Here is a 17,351-nt window from a genome sequence, read left to right as displayed (position 1 = left end):
GCCGCTCCCTATTCGCCATTCGCTATCTCACTTCTTCACCAGCGAGCACGCCGGGTCCGGCGGGCCGAACGCGTCGTCGCCCGAGATCTTCGCCAGGATCTTGTAATAGTCCCACGGATATTTCGATTCGGCCGGGGTCTTGACCTGGACCAGCCAGAGGTCGTGCACCATCAGATTGTCCTCGCGGAGCTTGCCGTTGCGGGCGAAGAAATCCTCGACCGGCTTCTCGCGCATCTTGGCCGCGACCTTGAGCGGATCGTCGGTGCCGGCATCCTTGATCGCATTCAGATAGGCGGTCACCGAGGAATAGACGCCGGCCTGCCACATCGTCGGCATCCGGTTCATCTTGGTGAAATAGCGCTTCGACCACTCGCGGGTCTTGTCGTCCATGTCCCAGTAGAACGAGGTGGTCAGCAGCAGGCCCTGCGCGGCGTTCAGGCCGATCGAGTGGATGTCGGTGATCAAAGCCAGCAGCGCAGCCATCTGCTGTCCGCCGGCGAAGACGCCGAACTCGGCGGCGGTCTTGATCTCGTTGGTGTTGTTCGGCGGACCGCCGGCAATGCCGATGATCTTGGCCTTCGAGGCCTGCGCCTGCAGGATGAAGGACGACAGATCGGGCGTGGCAAACGGCGGCCGCACCGCGCCGAGTACCTTGCCGCCGTTCTTGGTCACGATGGCGGAGGCGTCCTTCTCCAGCGAGTGGCCGAACGCGTAGTCGTCGGTGATGAAGAACCAGCTGTCGCCGCCGCGCTTCACCACCTCCTGCGCGGTGCCGACCGCGAGTGCTCTGGTGTCGAACACCCACTGCATCGTATAGGGCGAGCAGAATTTGCCATGGAAATCGGTCGCGCCGGTCGAGTGCGTGATGAACAGCTTCTTCTTCTCGTTGGCGATGTTCTGCACCGCGAGCCCGACCGCCGAAACCGGCACGTCGACGATGAGATCGACCTGATCGACGTCATACCAGCGCCGCGCGATGGTCGCGCCGATGTCGGGCTTGAGCTGGTGATCGCCGACGATCACCGTGATGGGTTTGCCGAGCACCTTGCCGCCGAAATCGTCGACCGCCATCTGCGCGGCGGTGACCGAGCCCTGTCCGGTCGGCGTCGAGGCCGGACCATTCATGTCGGTCAGCACGCCGATCTTGACGACGTCGTCGGACACCTGCGCCGATACGGTCGAGGAGGCCAGCAGCGCGGCTGCGAGCGTCCCGAACATGGCTAGTCTGGTGGCGATCATTCTGTCTCCCTCCTGAATTGGCGCATTGGCCATTATTGGTTGTGCCGGATCTCCGCGACCCGGTCATATTGGTTTCTTTTGCAACTATTTCGGGCGCTTCGTCAACGCGCCTTCGGTCTAATGACGGAGGTCCGGACCGGCCTGAGGCAGTTTCTTTCGCCGCCGATTCAGTCCATAGCGGGCCATGGTCACCACCCAGCGCTTGCCGGCTTCGCTCGCCCCGCTCGATGCGGCACTCGCCGCCGTGTTGCGCGACCTCGCGCCGGTCGAGCCGATCGCGTTGTCGCCGGCCGATGCCTTGCATTGTATCGCCGCCGAGATGCAGGCCTTGTGCGCCTATCCGCCGCAGGATGTCGCCGTCAGCGACGGCTGGGCGATGCGTGCCAATGACCTGGTCGGGGCGTCGTCCTACGCGCCGTTGCCACTCGCCGAGCCTCCGGTCTGGGTCGAGGCCGGTGCGGCGATGCCCGAGGGCACCGATTGCGTGGTCGATGCCGACGCCGTCGACACCTCCGGCCCGCTGCCGCAGGTGCTTGCCGAAGCCATCCCGGGGCAGGGCGTCCGCCGTGCCGGCAGCGACATCGCCGGGGGGCGCACGTTGATCGCAGCGGGCGAGCCGCTGCTGCCGCGCGATCTCCTGCTCGCGCGAGCGGCCGGACTGCAGCTGTTGCGCGTTCGACGACCAAGGCTTCGCATCGTCAACGTCGCCAACGTTCAGCTGAGCGCGCAATTGATCGCTGACACCGCGCGCCTGGCGGGTGCTGAGGTCCTCTGCGCCGAGGCGGCGGCGGATGTGACGGCGATTGCCAACGCGCTCGATGCAGCTGCCTGTGATCTGATCATCACGATCGGTGGCACCGGGGTTGGTCGCACGGATGCTGCGGTGAATGCTCTGGCGACGCGTGGCGAATTGATCGCGCACGGCATTGCCCTGCAACCCGGGCGCACCACGGCGGTGGGACGGATCGATACGACGCCGGTCATCGCCTTGCCGGGCGCGCCGGATCAGGCGTTCGCGGCCTGGTGGGCCATTGCGCTTGCCGTGCTCGATCGCCTGTCGGGCCGTCGCCCGCGCAACACGCTCGCGTTGCCGCTGGCGCGCAAGATCGCTTCCAGCGTCGGCATCGCCGAGGTCGTGCTGCTGACGCGCCAGCAGGGTTGCTGGGCTGTGCTTGCGATCGGGGAGCTCTCGCTCGATGCCATCGCGCGCGCCGAAGCCGTGCTGATCGTGGCTGGATCCGCGGAGGGCTTTGCTGCGGGCACGGTCGTCGATGCCTATATGTTGCGGGAGTGAGTTCCCGAGATGACCGATATGTCCACGCCGAAACCCAACCCGTCCGTCGAGCAGGACCAGTTCCTGACCATCCTGGCGCGCGAGGAGGCGCTCGCGCGCTTCGAGACGGCGCTGTTCCCGCGCCAATTGCCGTCCGAGACGCGGCGGCTCGCCGATGCTCTCGGCCGTGCGCTGGCGAAGGACGTGGTGGCGCCGATCGACGTGCCGCCGTTCGATCGCTCCAATGTCGACGGCTTTGCCGTGCGCTCGGCCGATCTGGTCCGTGCGGGCGAAGCTGTGCCGGCGCGCCTCGCGCTCAACGGCGAGACCATTTCCTGCGGGACCGCGCCGACCCGGCCGGTGCTGCCGGGCACCGCGACCGCGATTGCGACCGGCGGTCCGGTGCCGCGCGGCGCGGATGCGATCGTGATGGTCGAGCACACCCAACCCGCCGGCGATGGCGCCATCGAGGTCCGGCGCGCGGCATCGCCCGGGCAGTTCGTGTCCTATGCCGGCTCCGACATCGCACGCAGCGAGGCGCTGTTGCGCGCGGCAACCATCATCGGTTCGCGCGAGATCGGCATGCTCGCGGCCTGCGGCATCGCCGAGGTCGTGGTGGTGCGCCGTCCGCGCGTTGCGATCCTCTCGACCGGCGACGAACTGGTGCAGCCGGGCGAGGTGCTGCGGCCGGCCGCGATCTACGACACCAATGGCGCGATCGTCACCGCGGCGATTGCCGAGAATGGCGGTGACGCGCATTTTCTCGGCGCAATCGCCGATGACGAGGCCCTGCTCGAAGCCGCGATGCGCACGGCGCTGGCGGAGAGCGACATGCTGGTGCTGTCGGGCGGCACCTCGAAGGGCGCGGGCGACGTCTCGCATCGGATCATCGCCCGGCTCGGCAAGCCCGGCATCATCGCGCATGGCGTGGCGCTGAAGCCGGGCAAGCCGCTGTGCCTTGCGGTCTGCGACGGCAAGCCGGTGGTCATCCTGCCGGGCTTTCCGACTTCGGCGATGTTCACCTTCCACGACATGATCGTGCCGGTGCTGCGGCGGATGGCCGGCCTGCCGCCGCGGCCGGACGCCAAGGTGGCGGCGAAGGTGCCGGTGCGCATCGCCTCCGAGCTCGGGCGGACCGAGTTCGTGATGGTGTCGCTGGTCGAAGGCGCCGACGGCCTGATCGCCTATCCGAGCGGCAAGGGGTCGGGCGCGATCACCTCTTTTGCGCAGGCCGATGGCTTCCTGAGGATCGAGGCGCTTGCCGACCAGTTGCCGGCCGGCAGCGAGGCCGAGGTGACGCTGTTCACGCCGCATGTCCGGGTGCCTGATCTCGTCATCGTGGGCAGCCATTGCACCGGCCTCGATCTCGTCACCGCACCGCTGGCGCATGCCGGCCTTGTGGTGCGTTCGATCGCGGTCGGCAGCCTCGGCGGGCTCGCGGCCGCCAAGCGCGGCGAATGCGATCTCGCCCCGATCCATCTGTTCGACGACAAGACCGAGACCTACAACACGCCGTATCTTGCCGACGGCCTCGAGCTGGTGCCGGGCTGGCGGCGCATGCAGGGCATCGTGTTCCGCAAGGACGACGAGCGTTTTGCCGGCTTGAGCGCGCAGCTGGCGGTGCGCGCAGCGCTCGCCGATCCCGCCTGCATCATGGTCAACCGCAACCAGGGCGCCGGCACCCGCATCCTGATCGATCGCCTGCTGGCAGGCAGCCGGCCCGACGGCTACTGGAATCAGCCGCGCTCGCACAATGCGGTTGCGGCCGCAGTGGCGCAGCATCGCGCCGATTGGGGCATGACCATCGCGCCGGTCGCGGCAGCATCCGGGCTCGGTTTCATTCCGCTGGCCGAAGAGCATTACGACTTCGCGCTGGTCACGGCGCGCAAGCAGCGGCCCGCGGTGCAGGCCTTTCTCGACGCGCTGGCGTCGGACGAAGCCCGCGCCGCGTTGATCGAGGCGGGGTTCAGGCCGGCGTAGCGGCAATTGTCGGCGTCTGCATGGTATGGTCAAGAACGCCGCAGTAATCACCGCCGTCGTCCCGGCGAAGGCCGGGACCCATACGCCGCGGCAGATGTGGCTCCCGGGACTCGTCGTTCCAGCGGTGGATAACAATCGGCATTTGTGGTTATGGGTCCCGGCCTGCGCCGGGACGACACTGAGTGTGTGGTGCCGCTTGTGAGACAAACTTCCGCGTTCTCGCGACATGTTCTGCCCGAGCTTTGCTGTTCGTTTCACCCTCTCTCTTGTAGAGGGCGCAGGGAAAGCCGGGTGCCGATTGCACCCATGGGCCGAGCAAAGGTAGAAAGCTCGGGGGTAGGACCACAGGTGTAACCGGAGCAATCCGGCTTTCCCTGCGCGATGGCTTACGGATTATTTCGTGCTCTCCCCGGCGAGACTGGGCTTTTTTGTCACCGCCATCGTAAGAACGCTACGCGTTCTACAAGGGGACACCGGCCGCTAGGGCGTCAGGACCACACGACTTCACCGTCCGCTTCATGCGCATTCGTCGATTGGCGCATTCCGCGTCCACCGCATCTCACCACAACACCCGTGACGATCGCGAAGCGCCCCTCGATCGGGTGAGACGGGCGCACTCTACACCCGATTCATTGTTCGTGAAAACAGAATTATTTTCTCGCCGAGGGCTGGACAGGGTGTACCGAGTTGAAATTGCTATGAAAATTACTGTTTTGGCGCACACGCGCCGGGCCCTCGCGACGCCGGCGGGCATCGGCGTTGCGGTTGCGGATCCGGCTCAGTGCCGCATGGCCATCTCGACGAACTCCAGCACCGAGCGCGGGACCTCATCATATTCGACGAAACGGCGCCGAAGCTCGTCGGCAATATCGGTCGTCACGTCGCGGGACCATCCTTCGTTGGTGTTGAAGGCCACGATGCGGACCGGATGGCTGTACTGGTCCTCCAGCAGTCGGCGGATCAGCGTTTTCCGGTCAGTGCCTTCGTCGGTTTCGCACCAGGCACGGCCAAGCCGGCCAAAATCGTTCAGCACCAGATAGGTGTCGTGGTCGATTTGATGCGGCACGATCGAAGGCGCGCGAGGCATAGGTGCTACTCCTGCGATGTACGTTATCGTTTTCCGGTCACCCCGTGCATTGGAAACTTGGAGGTATATCCGCTGATAGTCAGACGGCGCGTGACGTGAGATGAGAGAGCGCCGATCGGCAAAGCTTGCCAAGCCGGGACGGCCTGTTAGTCAACGGATCGACTGATCTTACGGGATAGCGAGCGGCCGCCGCTCAATCCGGCCGTCGCGCGTTATCCGCGACCTTGGCCTTCGACCTTGGCCTTGGGGTCATCAGGCAAGGCGACGATCCTGTCGGCGCCGGTCATCTGGCCGGCGAGGCGCTTCATCCGGTCATATAGCCGATCGCAATGTCGAGGGCGAAATTGATCGCCCGCGAGATGAAAACCACGATACCCCAGAGGAAGTCGATCATCTCACCGGCCGCTTGGTCTTGCGATGTCGGTTTGTCGCGGCCGGTCGCGCACCAGTTCAAGCCGGGGCGGGCCGGCAGTCAGTGAACTCGCCAGGCAAGGATTGCGACCAAGGGGGATGAGCAATCCCATGAGGCCATCCCAGCCCCTCAATTTCCGCCGGATCGCCGCCGTCCTTGCCGCGGCCGGCACGCTGTTCTGGCTCTACATCTTCTACGCCATCGCCCATGTGGCGCCGGGTGACGGCAGCGGCTTTCAGTGGCTTGCCGTGATTCCGCTCGGCATGATCTTCGGCCTGTTCTTCCTGCCGGCCTGGCTGATGGTGGCGATCGGCCGGTTGCCGCGGTTCACGGCGGCGCTCGGCGCCGGCGGCCTGATCGCGTTCGCGGTGATCTGGGCGCAGCTTCTGCAGGAATTCCCCAAGACCCAGTTTTATTGAGCGCCGGCCGCGTCCAGCGCAGCCAGCCGCTCGGCGTCCGCGATGTCGTCCATCGTGTTGGCGTTGAAGAACGGGTCGAGCGGCGTGGTCGGCCAGGCCACGGTGGCGAGCCTGTAACGTGCGGTCCAGCGGTCGATCTTGCGCATGTCCTCCACGACCAGTGCGTGGCGGAGCTCGTCGCGCAGGTCGACGCGCCACAGTCCGATCACCGGATGCGATTGGCCGTCGGAGGCCGCGACCGCAAGCTGCGCCTTTTCGTCGGTGAGCGCCCGATGCAGCCGCGCCACCAGGTCGCGCGGCAGGAACGGGCAATCGGCGGCCGCGCTCAGCACCAGCGCCACTTCAGGCCGGTTCGCCGCGAACCAGTCGAGCGCCGCGAGGATGCCGGCGAGCGGCCCCGGAAAATCTTTCACGGTGTCGGCGATCACGGGCAGGGCGAAAGCCGCGAACCGCGCGGGGTCACCGTTGGCGTTGAGGATCAGCTCGCTGCATTGCGGCTTCAGCCGCGCGATCACGCGCTCCAGAATGGTGCGGCCGCCGATCGTGCGCATCGGCTTGTCGCCGCCGCCCATGCGCCGCGCCAGGCCGCCCGCCAGCAGGACGCCGGGAATCTGCGCCGGGTCAAGGCGCGTCATAACGTCAGTCGTCACGCGCTTCGCCCTTGCGTTTGTGGCGCGCGGATTCATCCTCGACATAGTCGAGGTTCTGGTCGAATACGATGCGCTCCTGTCCGGAGAGTGCAATGAAGCGCTTGCCGCGGGTGCGCCCGACCAGCGTCAGCCCGACCTGCCGCGCGAGCTCGACGCCCCATGCGGTGAACCCCGAGCGCGACACCAGGATCGGGATTCCCATCCGCACCGTCTTGATCACCATCTCCGAGGTCAGCCGTCCCGTGGTGTAGAGGATCTTGTCGGCGGGATCGACGCCATGGCGATAGATCCAGCCCGCGATCTTGTCGACCGCGTTGTGACGGCCGACGTCCTCGGTGTAGCACACCGGCGTGCCTTCCTTGCACAGCACGCAGCCATGGATGGCGCCTGCCTCCAGATAGAGCGAGGGCATGGTGTTGATGGTGTGCGTCATCTGGTAGAGCCAGGAGGTGCGCAGCTCGGCCTTGGGCAGCGCGACGCTCTCGACCGCCTCGAGCAGGTCGCCAAACGCGGTGCCCTGCGCGCAGCCCGAGGTCTGGGTGCGCTTCTTCAGCTTCGCCTCGAAATTGGTGTTGTGCTCGGTGCGGACGACCACGACGTCGAGGTCGTCGTGATACTCGACCTCGGTGACGACGTCGTCGTATTTCAGCATGTTCTGGTTCAGGAGATAGCCGAGCGCCAGATATTCCGGATAGTCACCGATCGTCATCATGGTGACGATCTCCTGCGCGTTGAGATACAGCGTCAGTGGCCGCTCCACCGGCACCCTGATCTCGACCGCCGCGCCGGTCTGGTCGGTGCCCGTGACGCGCTCGGTCAGGCGCGGATCGTCCGGATTGGGGACGATCAGGGGAACAGGCGCTTTCTCGATTTTCATCATGTTGGTCAGGCTAGCATGACAACGGCTCACAGCCGATATAAAGCGTCAAGAGCTGATGCCTAGTCCCCGGTTCCGGCCGGTAGGGAGACTGCAATGAAAGTGATTGGCCTCGCGGGATGGAGCGGTGCCGGCAAGACCACCTTGCTGTCGCGGGTGATCCCGTATCTGCTTGGCCGCGGCCTTCGCGTCTCCGTGATCAAGCACGCCCATCACGAATTCGATGTCGATGTGCCGGGCAAGGATTCCTGGGTGCACCGGCAGTCCGGCGCGACCGAGGTGCTGGTGTCCTCGACGCGGCGCTGGGCGCTGATGCATGAGCTGCGCGGGGCATCCGAGCCGCGCCTGCCGGAGCTGCTCGCCAAGCTGGCGCCGGTCGATCTGGTCGTGGTCGAGGGGTTCAAGCGCGAGCCGGTCAACAAGATCGAGGTGCATCGCGCGGCCAACGGCAAGCCGCTGCTGTTTCCCGACGATGCGAGCGTGGTCGGCATCGCCAGCGATGTTGCGGTTGAAACGTCGCTGCCGATCGCCCATCTCGACGATATCGAGGAGGTCGCGGCCTTGATGCTGCGATCCGCGATCGCGGTCGACGACGTGCTGGCTGTGGCTTCGGCCGGGAGCTGAAGTGTGATGACCTTTGGTCGGATCGCCCTGTCCACGAATTCGCATCACCTCTCCCGCTTGCGGGGGAGGTCGCATCGCATCGCGAGATGCGATGCGGGTGGGGGCTCTTTCCACAATGTGACTCGTGGTGGCACCCCCACCCGCAGGCGGGAGAGGGAGCACAATCCCGCTGCGGTTGTAACGCGAGCTCATCTCATTTCACTTTGACGAGGCGGAATGGCGCAACTGTCCGACGATTGCTTTGCCTTTGGCGGACCGATGATGTCGGTGGACGAGGCGGTGAGCCTGATCGCCGCACGCGTCAGCAGGGTGTCCGATGTCGAGACCGTGCGGCTTGCGGCGGCCGATGGCCGCGTGCTCGCCGGTGACATCGCAGCGCCGCTGCCGTTGCCGCCCTTCACCAACTCCGCGGTGGACGGTTATGCGGTGGCGAGCGCCGACTTGCCGACGAGCGAGGCGCAGGCGTTTCCGTTGTCCGGCCGCGTGCAGGCCGGCGCGTCGGCGCAGGCCTCCGTGAAGCGCGGCGAGGCGATGCGTATCTTCACCGGCGCGCCGATGCCCGAGGGCGCCGACACCGTGTTCATGCAGGAGGATGTCCGGCTCGAGGACGGCAATGTCGTGCTGCCGGCGGGGCTGAAGCCGGGCGCCAATGTCCGCCCGGCCGGCGAGGACATTCCGCTCGGGCATGTTGCGCTGCAGGAAGGGCAGCGGCTGCGGCCGCAGCATGTCGCGCTCGCGGCGGCGCTGGGGCTGACCGATCTCACCGTGGTCAGGCGGCTGCGGGTTGCGGTGTTCTCCACCGGCAACGAACTGGTCTCACCCGGCGATCACCGCGCGCCGCCGCAGCTGTTCGACTCCAACCGCTTCATGCTGATGGCGATGCTGCGCCGGCTCGGCTGCGAGGTCAGCGATCTCGGGATCCTGCGCGACGAGCGCACAGCACTTGCCTCCGCGCTGCGCGACGTTGCCGGTGCGCACGACCTGATCCTGACCACCGGCGGGGTCTCGACCGGCGAGGAGGATCACGTCAAGGCCGGAGTCGAGGCGGTCGGCAAGCTCGTGCTGTGGCGGATGGCGATCAAGCCGGGGCGGCCGGTGGCGATGGGCATCATCGACGGCACGCCACTGATCGGATTGCCGGGAAATCCGGTGGCGAGCTTCGTGACCTTCGTGCATGTGGTGCGGCCGACCGTGCTGGCGCTGATGGGCGCGCGGCAGGAGCCGCTGGTGCCGCTGCCGGTGCGCGCGGCCTTTGCCTACAAGAAGAAGATCGCGCGGCGCGAATATGTCCGCGTCAGCCTGCGTCAGGCGGTGGACGGCGCGCGCGAGGCGGTCAAGTTTCCGCGCGAAGGCGCCGGCCTGCTGTCGTCGCTGGTCGATACCGACGGGCTGGTCGAATTGGGCGAGCAGCTGACGCGCGTTGAGCCCGGCCAGACGGTCGGCTTCCTGTCCTATGCAAGCCTGATGTGAGCGCGCCCCGCGTTGACGATGCAGGGCGCGTTGACGATGCAACCTGCGTTGACGATATAAGTCGGCTCCGCCATGGTCGAATCATGACCACGACAAAGCTCGATCTCACCGGCCTGAAATGCCCGCTGCCCGCGCTGAAGACGCGCAAGGCGCTGAAGAGCGTGACGGCGGGCGATTTCCTCGAAGTGCACTGCACCGATCCGCTTTCGGTGATCGACATCCCGAATCTCATTCGGGAGACCGGCGACAAGGTCGAGATCACCGAACGAAGCGACGTTCGCATCGTTTTTTTGATCGAGAAAGCAAATGGCACGATAGATAATTCAAATGCTGCATCGCCGCGTGCGCGCTAGATGCAGCTTGATATCTACCTTTTGCCAATCGACACCTATTTTCCATTCTGCGCGAATTGATAATCTCCACCGGGTTGTGGAGATCAAGTCGTGCCCGGATCAGGGCGCGTGGGGCAATACAGGGCAGGCCTAACGTTCAGAGCGGGCCGCGCGACCGGGGCATATCCGGCCGTGTTGGGGGTTGGCATTTCGGGAATGCGCGTGGCTGATCCCGGCGCATGCAGGAAATGCGCGGAGCAATGTGATGATTGCGCCGCAAAGGGATGGGACGGGATCGAACACGGCAGAACGCCTGATGTAACGGCGGCTGCAGGGAGGTTTCAATGACGACGATGAGCAGCGCCGGACGCGTATCGGCTGCAGGCGCAGGTTTCCTCGACAAGGAACACACGATCGCGGCCGCCGGCTTCAATCGCTGGCTGGTGCCGCCGGCCGCGCTGTGCATCCATCTGTGCATCGGCATGGCCTACGGCTTCTCGGTGTTCTGGCTGCCGCTGTCGCGCGCGATCGGCCTGACCGCGCCGAAGGCATGCCCGGACATTTCGCTGTTCCAGGAATTGTTCACGACCACCTGCGACTGGAAGGTCGCGAGCATGGGTTGGATGTACACCCTGTTCTTCGTGGTGCTCGGCGTCTCCGCCGCGCTGTGGGGCGGCTGGCTCGAGCGGGTTGGGCCGCGCAAGGCCGGCTTCGTCGCCGCGCTGTGCTGGTGCGGCGGTCTCGTGCTGGGCGCGATCGGCATCATCACCCATCAATTGTGGCTGATGTGGCTCGGCTCCGGCGTGATCGGCGGCATCGGGCTCGGTCTCGGCTACATCTCGCCGGTGTCGACGCTGGTGAAATGGTTTCCCGACCGCCGCGGCATGGCGACCGGCATGGCCATCATGGGCTTTGGCGGCGGCGCCATGATCGGCGCACCGCTCGCCAATCTCCTGATGAACTATTTCAAGACGCCGACCTCGGTCGGTGTCTGGGAAACCTTCTTGACCATGGGCCTGATCTATCTGGTGTTCATGATGATCGGCGCGTTCCGCTACCGCCTGCCGCCGTCTGGCTGGCAGCCGGAGGGCTGGACGCCGCCGGCCAAGGCCAACGCGATGATCTCGACCAAGAACGTGCACCTCGATAACGCGCACAAGACGCCGCAGTTCTGGCTGATCTGGTGGGTGCTGTGCTTGAACGTGTCGGCCGGCATCGGCGTGATCGGCATGGCCTCGCCGATGCTGCAGGAGATCTTCGCCGGCAAGCTGATCGGGCTGCCCAATGTCGGCTTCAACGCGCTCGACGCCTCGCAGAAGGCGCAGATCGCGGCGATCGCCGCGGGCTTCGCCGGCCTGCTGTCGCTGTTCAACATCGGCGGCCGATTCTTCTGGGCCTCGCTGTCGGACAAGATCGGCCGCAAGAACACCTATTACACGTTCTTCGTGCTCGGCATCGTGCTCTACGCGCTGGCGCCGACCTTCGCCGCGATGGGCTCGAAGCTGCTGTTCGTGCTCGGCTTCGGCATCATCCTGTCGATGTATGGCGGCGGCTTCGCCACGGTGCCGGCCTATCTTGCCGACATGTTCGGCACCCAGTTCGTCGGCGCGATCCATGGCCGGCTGCTGACGGCGTGGTCGACTGCAGGCATCATCGGCCCCGTCGTGGTGAATTATCTCCGCGAATTCCAATTGGCCGCCGGCGTGCCGCGCGACCAGCTCTACAACACCACGATGTACATCCTGTGCGCCATGCTGATCGCGGGCTTCATCTGCAACTATTTGATCAAGCCGGTCGATCCGAAGTGGCACATGAGCGATGCCGACGTGGCGAAGTTGCAGGCGGCGACGGCGACCGGTGGCAATGGTGCGACCGGATCGTTCGGCATCGGCAAGGGCGGTCTGGACGGCAGGGCAGCGCTGTTCTGGCTGTTCGTCGGCATTCCGCTGGCTTGGGGCATCTACATGACGCTGCTCAGCGCAGTCAAAATCCTCTAACCGCGACCATCATCGCCGCGGGTTGCCGGTTCCCGGCACCTGCGGCGTTCGCTTTATTCAATGAACAGAAAAAGGATTGGGGGATTTTGATGTTTCGCACCCGGATTTGCCTTGCCGCCGCGCTGCTCGCCATAGGGCTTCATGCCGCCTCGGCCCAGACCGCGGCGCCGGCCGCCTCGGCACCGGCCGCCACCACGGCCAAGCCGTCGAAGATCAAGCTGACGATGGAGAAGCTGAAGGCCATGAAGGCACAGTGGCGCGCCAACAAGCCCAAGCTCAAGGCCTGCCGCGCCGAGGTGAAGTCGAAGGGGCTGACCGGTGACGACCGCTGGTTCTACATCGAGGAGTGCATGGGCAAGACGTGAGAACCGCCCGTTCCGCAATGGGTTGGTTTCAAGGGGCGTGACAGCGCCGGCTGCATGCCCTTAATGCTGTTTGGAATGCTTCGAATTTAGTTGGCATCTGGCATGCCAACGGCTAGACTATTGATCTGGCAGCAGGAAACGAGACGCCCTGATGACGACGGATGACGTTCACAAGGTCCGCAATTTCGAGCACCCGGGTGCCGGGCGGAAGCGCGCCAAGGCCACGCCCAAGGGCCGCCAGGTCGATCCGACCGCCGCCCACGAGGTCGAGCAGCTGCTCGGCGACCGTCCGCGGCAGCGCGATATGCTGATCGAGTACCTGCATTTGATCCAGGACACTTATCGCCAGATCTCGGCGGCGCACCTCGCGGCCCTTGCCGACGAGATGAAGCTGTCGTTCGCCGAGGTGTTCGAGACCGCGACCTTCTACGCGCATTTCGACATCGTGAAGGAGGGCGAGCCCGACATCGCGCCGCTGACGATCCGGGTCTGCGATTCGCTCACCTGCGCGATGCTGGGCGCGGAGCGATTGCTCGAAGAACTCAAGGACAAGGCGGGCCCCGGCATTCGCGTTGTGCGCGCGCCCTGCGTCGGGCGTTGCGACACCGCGCCCGCCGCCGAGGTCGGTCACAATTTCATCGACCATGCGACCGTCGACAACGTGCTGGCGGCAGCGAAGGCCGGCGACACCCATGCGCATCTGCCGACCACGATCGGCTATGATGCCTATGTCGCGGACGGCGGCTACCAACTGCTCAACCAGCTGCGCTCAGGTGAGCTCGCCAAGGAAGACCTGCTCAAATCGCTCGATGATGCCAGCCTGCGCGGGCTCGGCGGCGCTGGCTTTCCGACCGGGCGCAAATGGCGCGCGGTGCTCGGCGAGCCCGGCCCGCGGCTGATGGCCGTCAACGGCGACGAGGGCGAGCCCGGCACGTTCAAGGATCGCTACTATCTCGAGACCGATCCGCATCGCTTCCTCGAGGGCATGCTGATCGGCGCGCATATCGTCGACGCGCCCGAGGTCTACATCTACATCCGCGACGAATATCCGGCCGCCCGCGAAATCCTCGAACGCGAGATCGCAAAACTTCCTGCGGGCGGCCCGAAGCTGCACATGCGCCGCGGCGCCGGCGCCTATATCTGCGGCGAGGAATCCTCGCTGCTGGAGAGCATCGAGGGCAAGCGCGGCCTGCCGCGTCACAAGCCGCCTTACCCGTTCCAGGTCGGCCTGTTCGGCCTGCCGACGCTGATCAACAATGTCGAAACGTTGTGGTGGGTGCGCGACATCGTCGAGAAGGGCGCTGAATGGTGGAAGAGCCATGGTCGTCATGAGCGGCACGGGCTGCGCAGCTTCTCGGTCTCCGGCCGGGTGAAGAATCCCGGCATGAAGCTCGCACCCGCCGGCATCACGGTGCGCGAACTGATCGACGAATATTGCGGCGGCATGGCCGACGGCCACGTCTTCCACGCCTATCTGCCGGGCGGCGCATCGGGCGGCATCCTGCCCGCTTCGATGGACGACATCCCGCTCGATTTCGGCACGCTGGAGAAATACGGCTGCTTCATCGGCTCGGCGGCGATCGTGATCCTGTCGCAGCAGGACAGCGTTCGCCTCGCGGCATTGAACCTGATGCGCTTCTTCGAGGACGAGAGCTGCGGCCAGTGCACGCCGTGCCGCGCCGGCACCCAGAAGGCGGCGCAGCTGATGGAGCGGCCGGTCTGGAACCGGGCCCTGCTCGACGAATTGAGCCAGGCGATGCGCGATGCGTCGATCTGCGGCCTTGGCCAGGCCGCCTCCAATCCGCTGACATCGGTGATCAAATACTTCCCCGACGAGTTCAAGGAAGCTGCCGAATGACGAAGATCACGTTCGAGCTCGACGGCAAGCAGGTCGAGGCCAATCCGGGCGAAACCATCTGGCAGGTCGCCAAGCGCGGCGGGCAGGAGATTCCGCATCTCTGCTACTCGCCGGCGCCGGACTACCGGCCCGACGGCAATTGCCGCGCCTGCATGGTCGAGATCGAGGGCGAGCGCGTGCTGGCGGCGTCCTGCAAGCGTACGCCGTCGGTCGGCATGAAGGTCAAGACCGAGAGCGCGCGCGCCGTCGCGGCGCAGAAGATGGTGATGGAGCTCCTGGTCGCCGACCAGCCGGCGCGCGAGACCTCGCACGATCCGGATTCCAAGTTCTGGCACTGGGCGGAGAAGACCGGCGTCACGGAAAGCCGCTTTCCGGCGGCGGAGCGCTGGACCGCCGACGCCAGCCATCCGGCGATGCGGGTCAATCTCGACGCCTGCATCCAGTGCGGCCTGTGCGTGCGCGCCTGCCGCGAGGTCCAGGTCAACGACGTCATCGGCATGGCTTATCGTAGTCACGGCTCGAAAATCGTATTCGACTTCGACGACCCGATGGGCGAGTCGACCTGCGTGGCCTGCGGCGAATGCGTGCAGGCCTGCCCGACCGGCGCGCTGATGCCCTCCGTGATGCTCGACGACAAGCAGACCCGCGTCACCTATCCGGATCGCGAGGTGGATTCGCTGTGCCCGTATTGCGGCGTCGGCTGCCAGGTCACCTACCAAGTCAAGGACGAGAAGGTGATCTATGCGGAAGGCCGCGACGGCCCGGCCAACCACAACCGGCTCTGCGTCAAGGGCCGCTTCGGCTTCGACTACATCCATCACCCCAATCGCCTGACCAAGCCGCTGGTGCGGCTGCCGGGTGTCAAGAAGGACGCCAACGACCAGGTTGATCCGGCCAATCCCTACACCCATTTCCGCGAGGCGACGTGGGAAGAGGCGCTCGATCTTGCTGCGGCGGGCTTGCGGAAAATCCGCGACGTAAAGGGTGCCAAGGCGCTCGCCGGGTTCGGCTCGGCCAAGGGCTCGAACGAGGAGGCCTATCTGTTCCAGAAGCTGGTCCGCACCGGCTTCGGCTCCAACAATGTCGATCACTGCACGCGGCTGTGTCACGCCTCGTCGGTGGCAGCCCTGTTCGAGGGATTGAGCTCCGGCGCGGTGTCGGCGCCGTTCGCGGCCGCGGCCGACGCGGAAGTGATCTGGGTGATTGGCGCCAATCCGACCGTGAACCATCCGGTCGCCGCGACCTTCATCAAGAACGCCGCCAAGCGCGGCGCGAAGCTGTATGTGATGGATCCGCGCCGGCAGACGCTGTCGCGCCACGCCACGCAGCACCTCGCATTCAAGCCCGGAAGCGACGTCGCGATGCTGAACGCGATGATCCACACGATCATCACCGAAGGCCTGACTGACGAGCAGTACATCGCCGGCTATACCGAGGGCTACGAAGACCTCAAGGCCAAGATCGTCGACTTCACGCCCGAGAAGATGTCGGCGATCTGCGGCATTCCCGCGGAGACGCTGCGCGAGGTGGCGCGTGCCTACGCGCGTGCCAAGTCGTCGATCATCTTCTGGGGCATGGGCATCAGCCAGCATGTCCACGGCACCGACAATGCGCGCTGCCTGATCGCGCTGGCCCTGATCACCGGCCAGGTCGGACGCCCCGGCACCGGGCTGCATCCGCTGCGCGGGCAGAACAACGTGCAGGGCGCCTCCGACGCCGGCCTGATCCCGATGTTCCTGCCGGACTATCAGCCGGTCGGCCGTGACGACATGCGCGGCGCCTTCGAAAAGCTGTGGGGGCAGGAGCTCGATCCGGTCCGCGGACTGACCGTCGTCGAGATCATGAACGCGATCCATGCCGGCGAAATCCACGGCATGTATGTCGAGGGTGAGAATCCGGCGATGTCGGATCCGGACCTGCAGCACGCGCGCGGCGCGCTGGCCATGCTCGATCACCTCGTGGTGCAGGACCTGTTCGTTACCGAGACGGCGTTCCACGCCGACGTCATCCTGCCGGCCTCGGCGTTCGCCGAAAAGTCCGGCTCCTTCACCAACACCGATCGCCGCGTGCAGCTGGCGCGCGAAGTGATCAGGCCGCCGGGCGATGCGCGGCAGGATCTCTGGATTATCCAGGAGATCGCCAAGCGGATGGGATTGCCTTGGAATTATGCGGGCCCGGGCGAGGTCTTCACCGAGATGGCTCAGCTCATGCCGTCCCTGAAGAACATCACATGGGAGCGCCTGGTCCGCGAGGGCGCGGTGACCTATCCGGTCGACGATCCGGACAAGCCGGGCAATGAGATCATCTTCACCACCGGCTTCCCGACCGAGAGCGGCCGCGGCAAGATCGTGCCGGCCAAGGTGATCCCGCCGGACGAGCTGCCCGACGCAGAGTATCCGATGGTGCTGTCGACCGGACGCGTGCTCGAACATTGGCACACCGGCTCGATGACGCGTCGCGCCCAGGTGCTCGACCAGATCGAGCCCGAAGCGGTCGCGTTCATGACGCCGAAGGACATGCGGAAGAAGGGGCTCGCTCCGGGCGACTTCATCCGCCTCGAGACGCGCCGCGGCGCCGTCGAGGTCAAGGTGCGCGCCGACCGCGACGTGCCGGAGAACATGGTGTTCATGCCGTTCTGCTACGCGGAGGCGGCGGCGAACCTGTTGACCAACCCGGCGCTCGACCCGTTCGGCAAGATCCCGGAATTCAAGTTCTGCGCGGTGCGCGCCGAAAAGGCCGAGTTCCGGTCGGCGGCGGAGTAACGCGAG

The 17,351-nt window shown here is 65.7% G+C and carries 14 protein-coding genes; 10 read left to right on the top strand and 4 right to left on the bottom strand.

What is annotated here, in order from left to right:
* Positions 1–27: 27 nt before the first annotated feature.
* Positions 28–1,239: an ABC transporter substrate-binding protein gene (locus G6P99_RS35565; RefSeq protein ID WP_029079111.1), complete on the bottom strand. Its 1,212-nt coding sequence runs from the start codon at positions 1,237–1,239 to the stop codon at positions 28–30.
* Between the two features lie 184 nt (positions 1,240–1,423).
* Between G6P99_RS35565 and G6P99_RS35560 the strand changes: the two genes are divergently transcribed.
* A complete protein-coding gene (locus G6P99_RS35560; protein ID WP_029079110.1) occupies positions 1,424–2,533 on the top strand; it encodes a molybdopterin-binding protein in 1,110 nt (369 codons plus the stop codon).
* Between the two features lie 9 nt (positions 2,534–2,542).
* Positions 2,543–4,492: a molybdopterin biosynthesis protein gene (locus G6P99_RS35555; RefSeq protein WP_029079109.1), complete on the top strand. Its 1,950-nt coding sequence runs from the start codon at positions 2,543–2,545 to the stop codon at positions 4,490–4,492.
* A gap of 778 nt (positions 4,493–5,270) precedes the next feature.
* On the opposite strand, the gene G6P99_RS35550 is transcribed toward G6P99_RS35555, so the two are convergent.
* A complete protein-coding gene (locus G6P99_RS35550; protein ID WP_029079108.1) occupies positions 5,271–5,579 on the bottom strand; it encodes a hypothetical protein in 309 nt (102 codons plus the stop codon).
* 522 nt (positions 5,580–6,101) lie between these two features.
* Here G6P99_RS35550 and G6P99_RS35545 point away from each other — a divergent pair.
* A complete protein-coding gene (locus G6P99_RS35545) occupies positions 6,102–6,410 on the top strand; it encodes a hypothetical protein (RefSeq protein ID WP_245284553.1) in 309 nt (102 codons plus the stop codon).
* Here G6P99_RS35545 and mobA read toward each other — a convergent pair.
* Complete coding sequence (gene mobA / locus G6P99_RS35540; protein ID WP_029079106.1) at positions 6,404–7,045, bottom strand: molybdenum cofactor guanylyltransferase MobA; 642 nt, start codon at positions 7,043–7,045, stop codon at positions 6,404–6,406. The genes G6P99_RS35545 and mobA overlap by 7 nt on opposite strands.
* Positions 7,046–7,049: 4 nt before the next feature.
* Positions 7,050–7,940: a formate dehydrogenase accessory sulfurtransferase FdhD gene (locus G6P99_RS35535; protein WP_029079105.1), complete on the bottom strand. Its 891-nt coding sequence runs from the start codon at positions 7,938–7,940 to the stop codon at positions 7,050–7,052.
* 93 nt (positions 7,941–8,033) lie between these two features.
* Here G6P99_RS35535 and mobB point away from each other — a divergent pair, with 93 nt between their 5' ends.
* The 7 genes from mobB to fdhF all read left to right on the top strand — a co-directional run bounded on the left by mobB (position 8,034) and on the right by fdhF (position 17,345).
* On the top strand, positions 8,034–8,561 hold the full coding sequence (gene mobB, locus G6P99_RS35530) for a molybdopterin-guanine dinucleotide biosynthesis protein B (RefSeq protein ID WP_029079104.1): 528 nt from the start codon (positions 8,034–8,036) through the stop codon (positions 8,559–8,561).
* A 216-nt stretch (positions 8,562–8,777) separates the two neighbouring features.
* A complete protein-coding gene (gene glp, locus G6P99_RS35525) occupies positions 8,778–10,031 on the top strand; it encodes a gephyrin-like molybdotransferase Glp (RefSeq protein WP_029079103.1) in 1,254 nt (417 codons plus the stop codon).
* Between the two features lie 83 nt (positions 10,032–10,114).
* The gene (locus G6P99_RS35520) at positions 10,115–10,384 is read left to right on the top strand and encodes a sulfurtransferase TusA family protein (RefSeq protein ID WP_029079102.1); all 270 of its coding nucleotides are present in this window, start codon (positions 10,115–10,117) and stop codon (positions 10,382–10,384) included.
* A 323-nt stretch (positions 10,385–10,707) separates the two neighbouring features.
* The gene (locus tag G6P99_RS35515; RefSeq protein ID WP_029079101.1) at positions 10,708–12,360 is read left to right on the top strand and encodes an OFA family MFS transporter; all 1,653 of its coding nucleotides are present in this window, start codon (positions 10,708–10,710) and stop codon (positions 12,358–12,360) included.
* A gap of 89 nt (positions 12,361–12,449) precedes the next feature.
* Positions 12,450–12,725 (top strand): hypothetical protein, encoded by a 276-nt coding sequence (locus G6P99_RS35510; protein WP_029079100.1) that lies wholly within the window; start codon positions 12,450–12,452, stop codon positions 12,723–12,725.
* A 151-nt stretch (positions 12,726–12,876) separates the two neighbouring features.
* Positions 12,877–14,583, top strand: coding sequence for an NADH-ubiquinone oxidoreductase-F iron-sulfur binding region domain-containing protein (locus G6P99_RS35505; protein WP_205751531.1), 1,707 nt, complete (start codon positions 12,877–12,879; stop codon positions 14,581–14,583).
* Positions 14,580–17,345 (top strand): formate dehydrogenase subunit alpha, encoded by a 2,766-nt coding sequence (gene fdhF, locus G6P99_RS35500; RefSeq protein ID WP_029079098.1) that lies wholly within the window; start codon positions 14,580–14,582, stop codon positions 17,343–17,345. The genes G6P99_RS35505 and fdhF overlap by 4 nt, the downstream gene beginning before the upstream one ends.
* The last annotated feature ends 6 nt before the right edge of the window (positions 17,346–17,351 follow it).

Origin of the sequence: Bradyrhizobium sp. 6(2017), from assembly GCF_011058295.2 — a bacterium.
Lineage (GTDB): Bacteria > Pseudomonadota > Alphaproteobacteria > Rhizobiales > Xanthobacteraceae > Bradyrhizobium > Bradyrhizobium septentrionale.
Note: the sequence above shows the minus strand (reverse complement) of the source record. Positions and strands in the feature narration are given on the sequence as shown.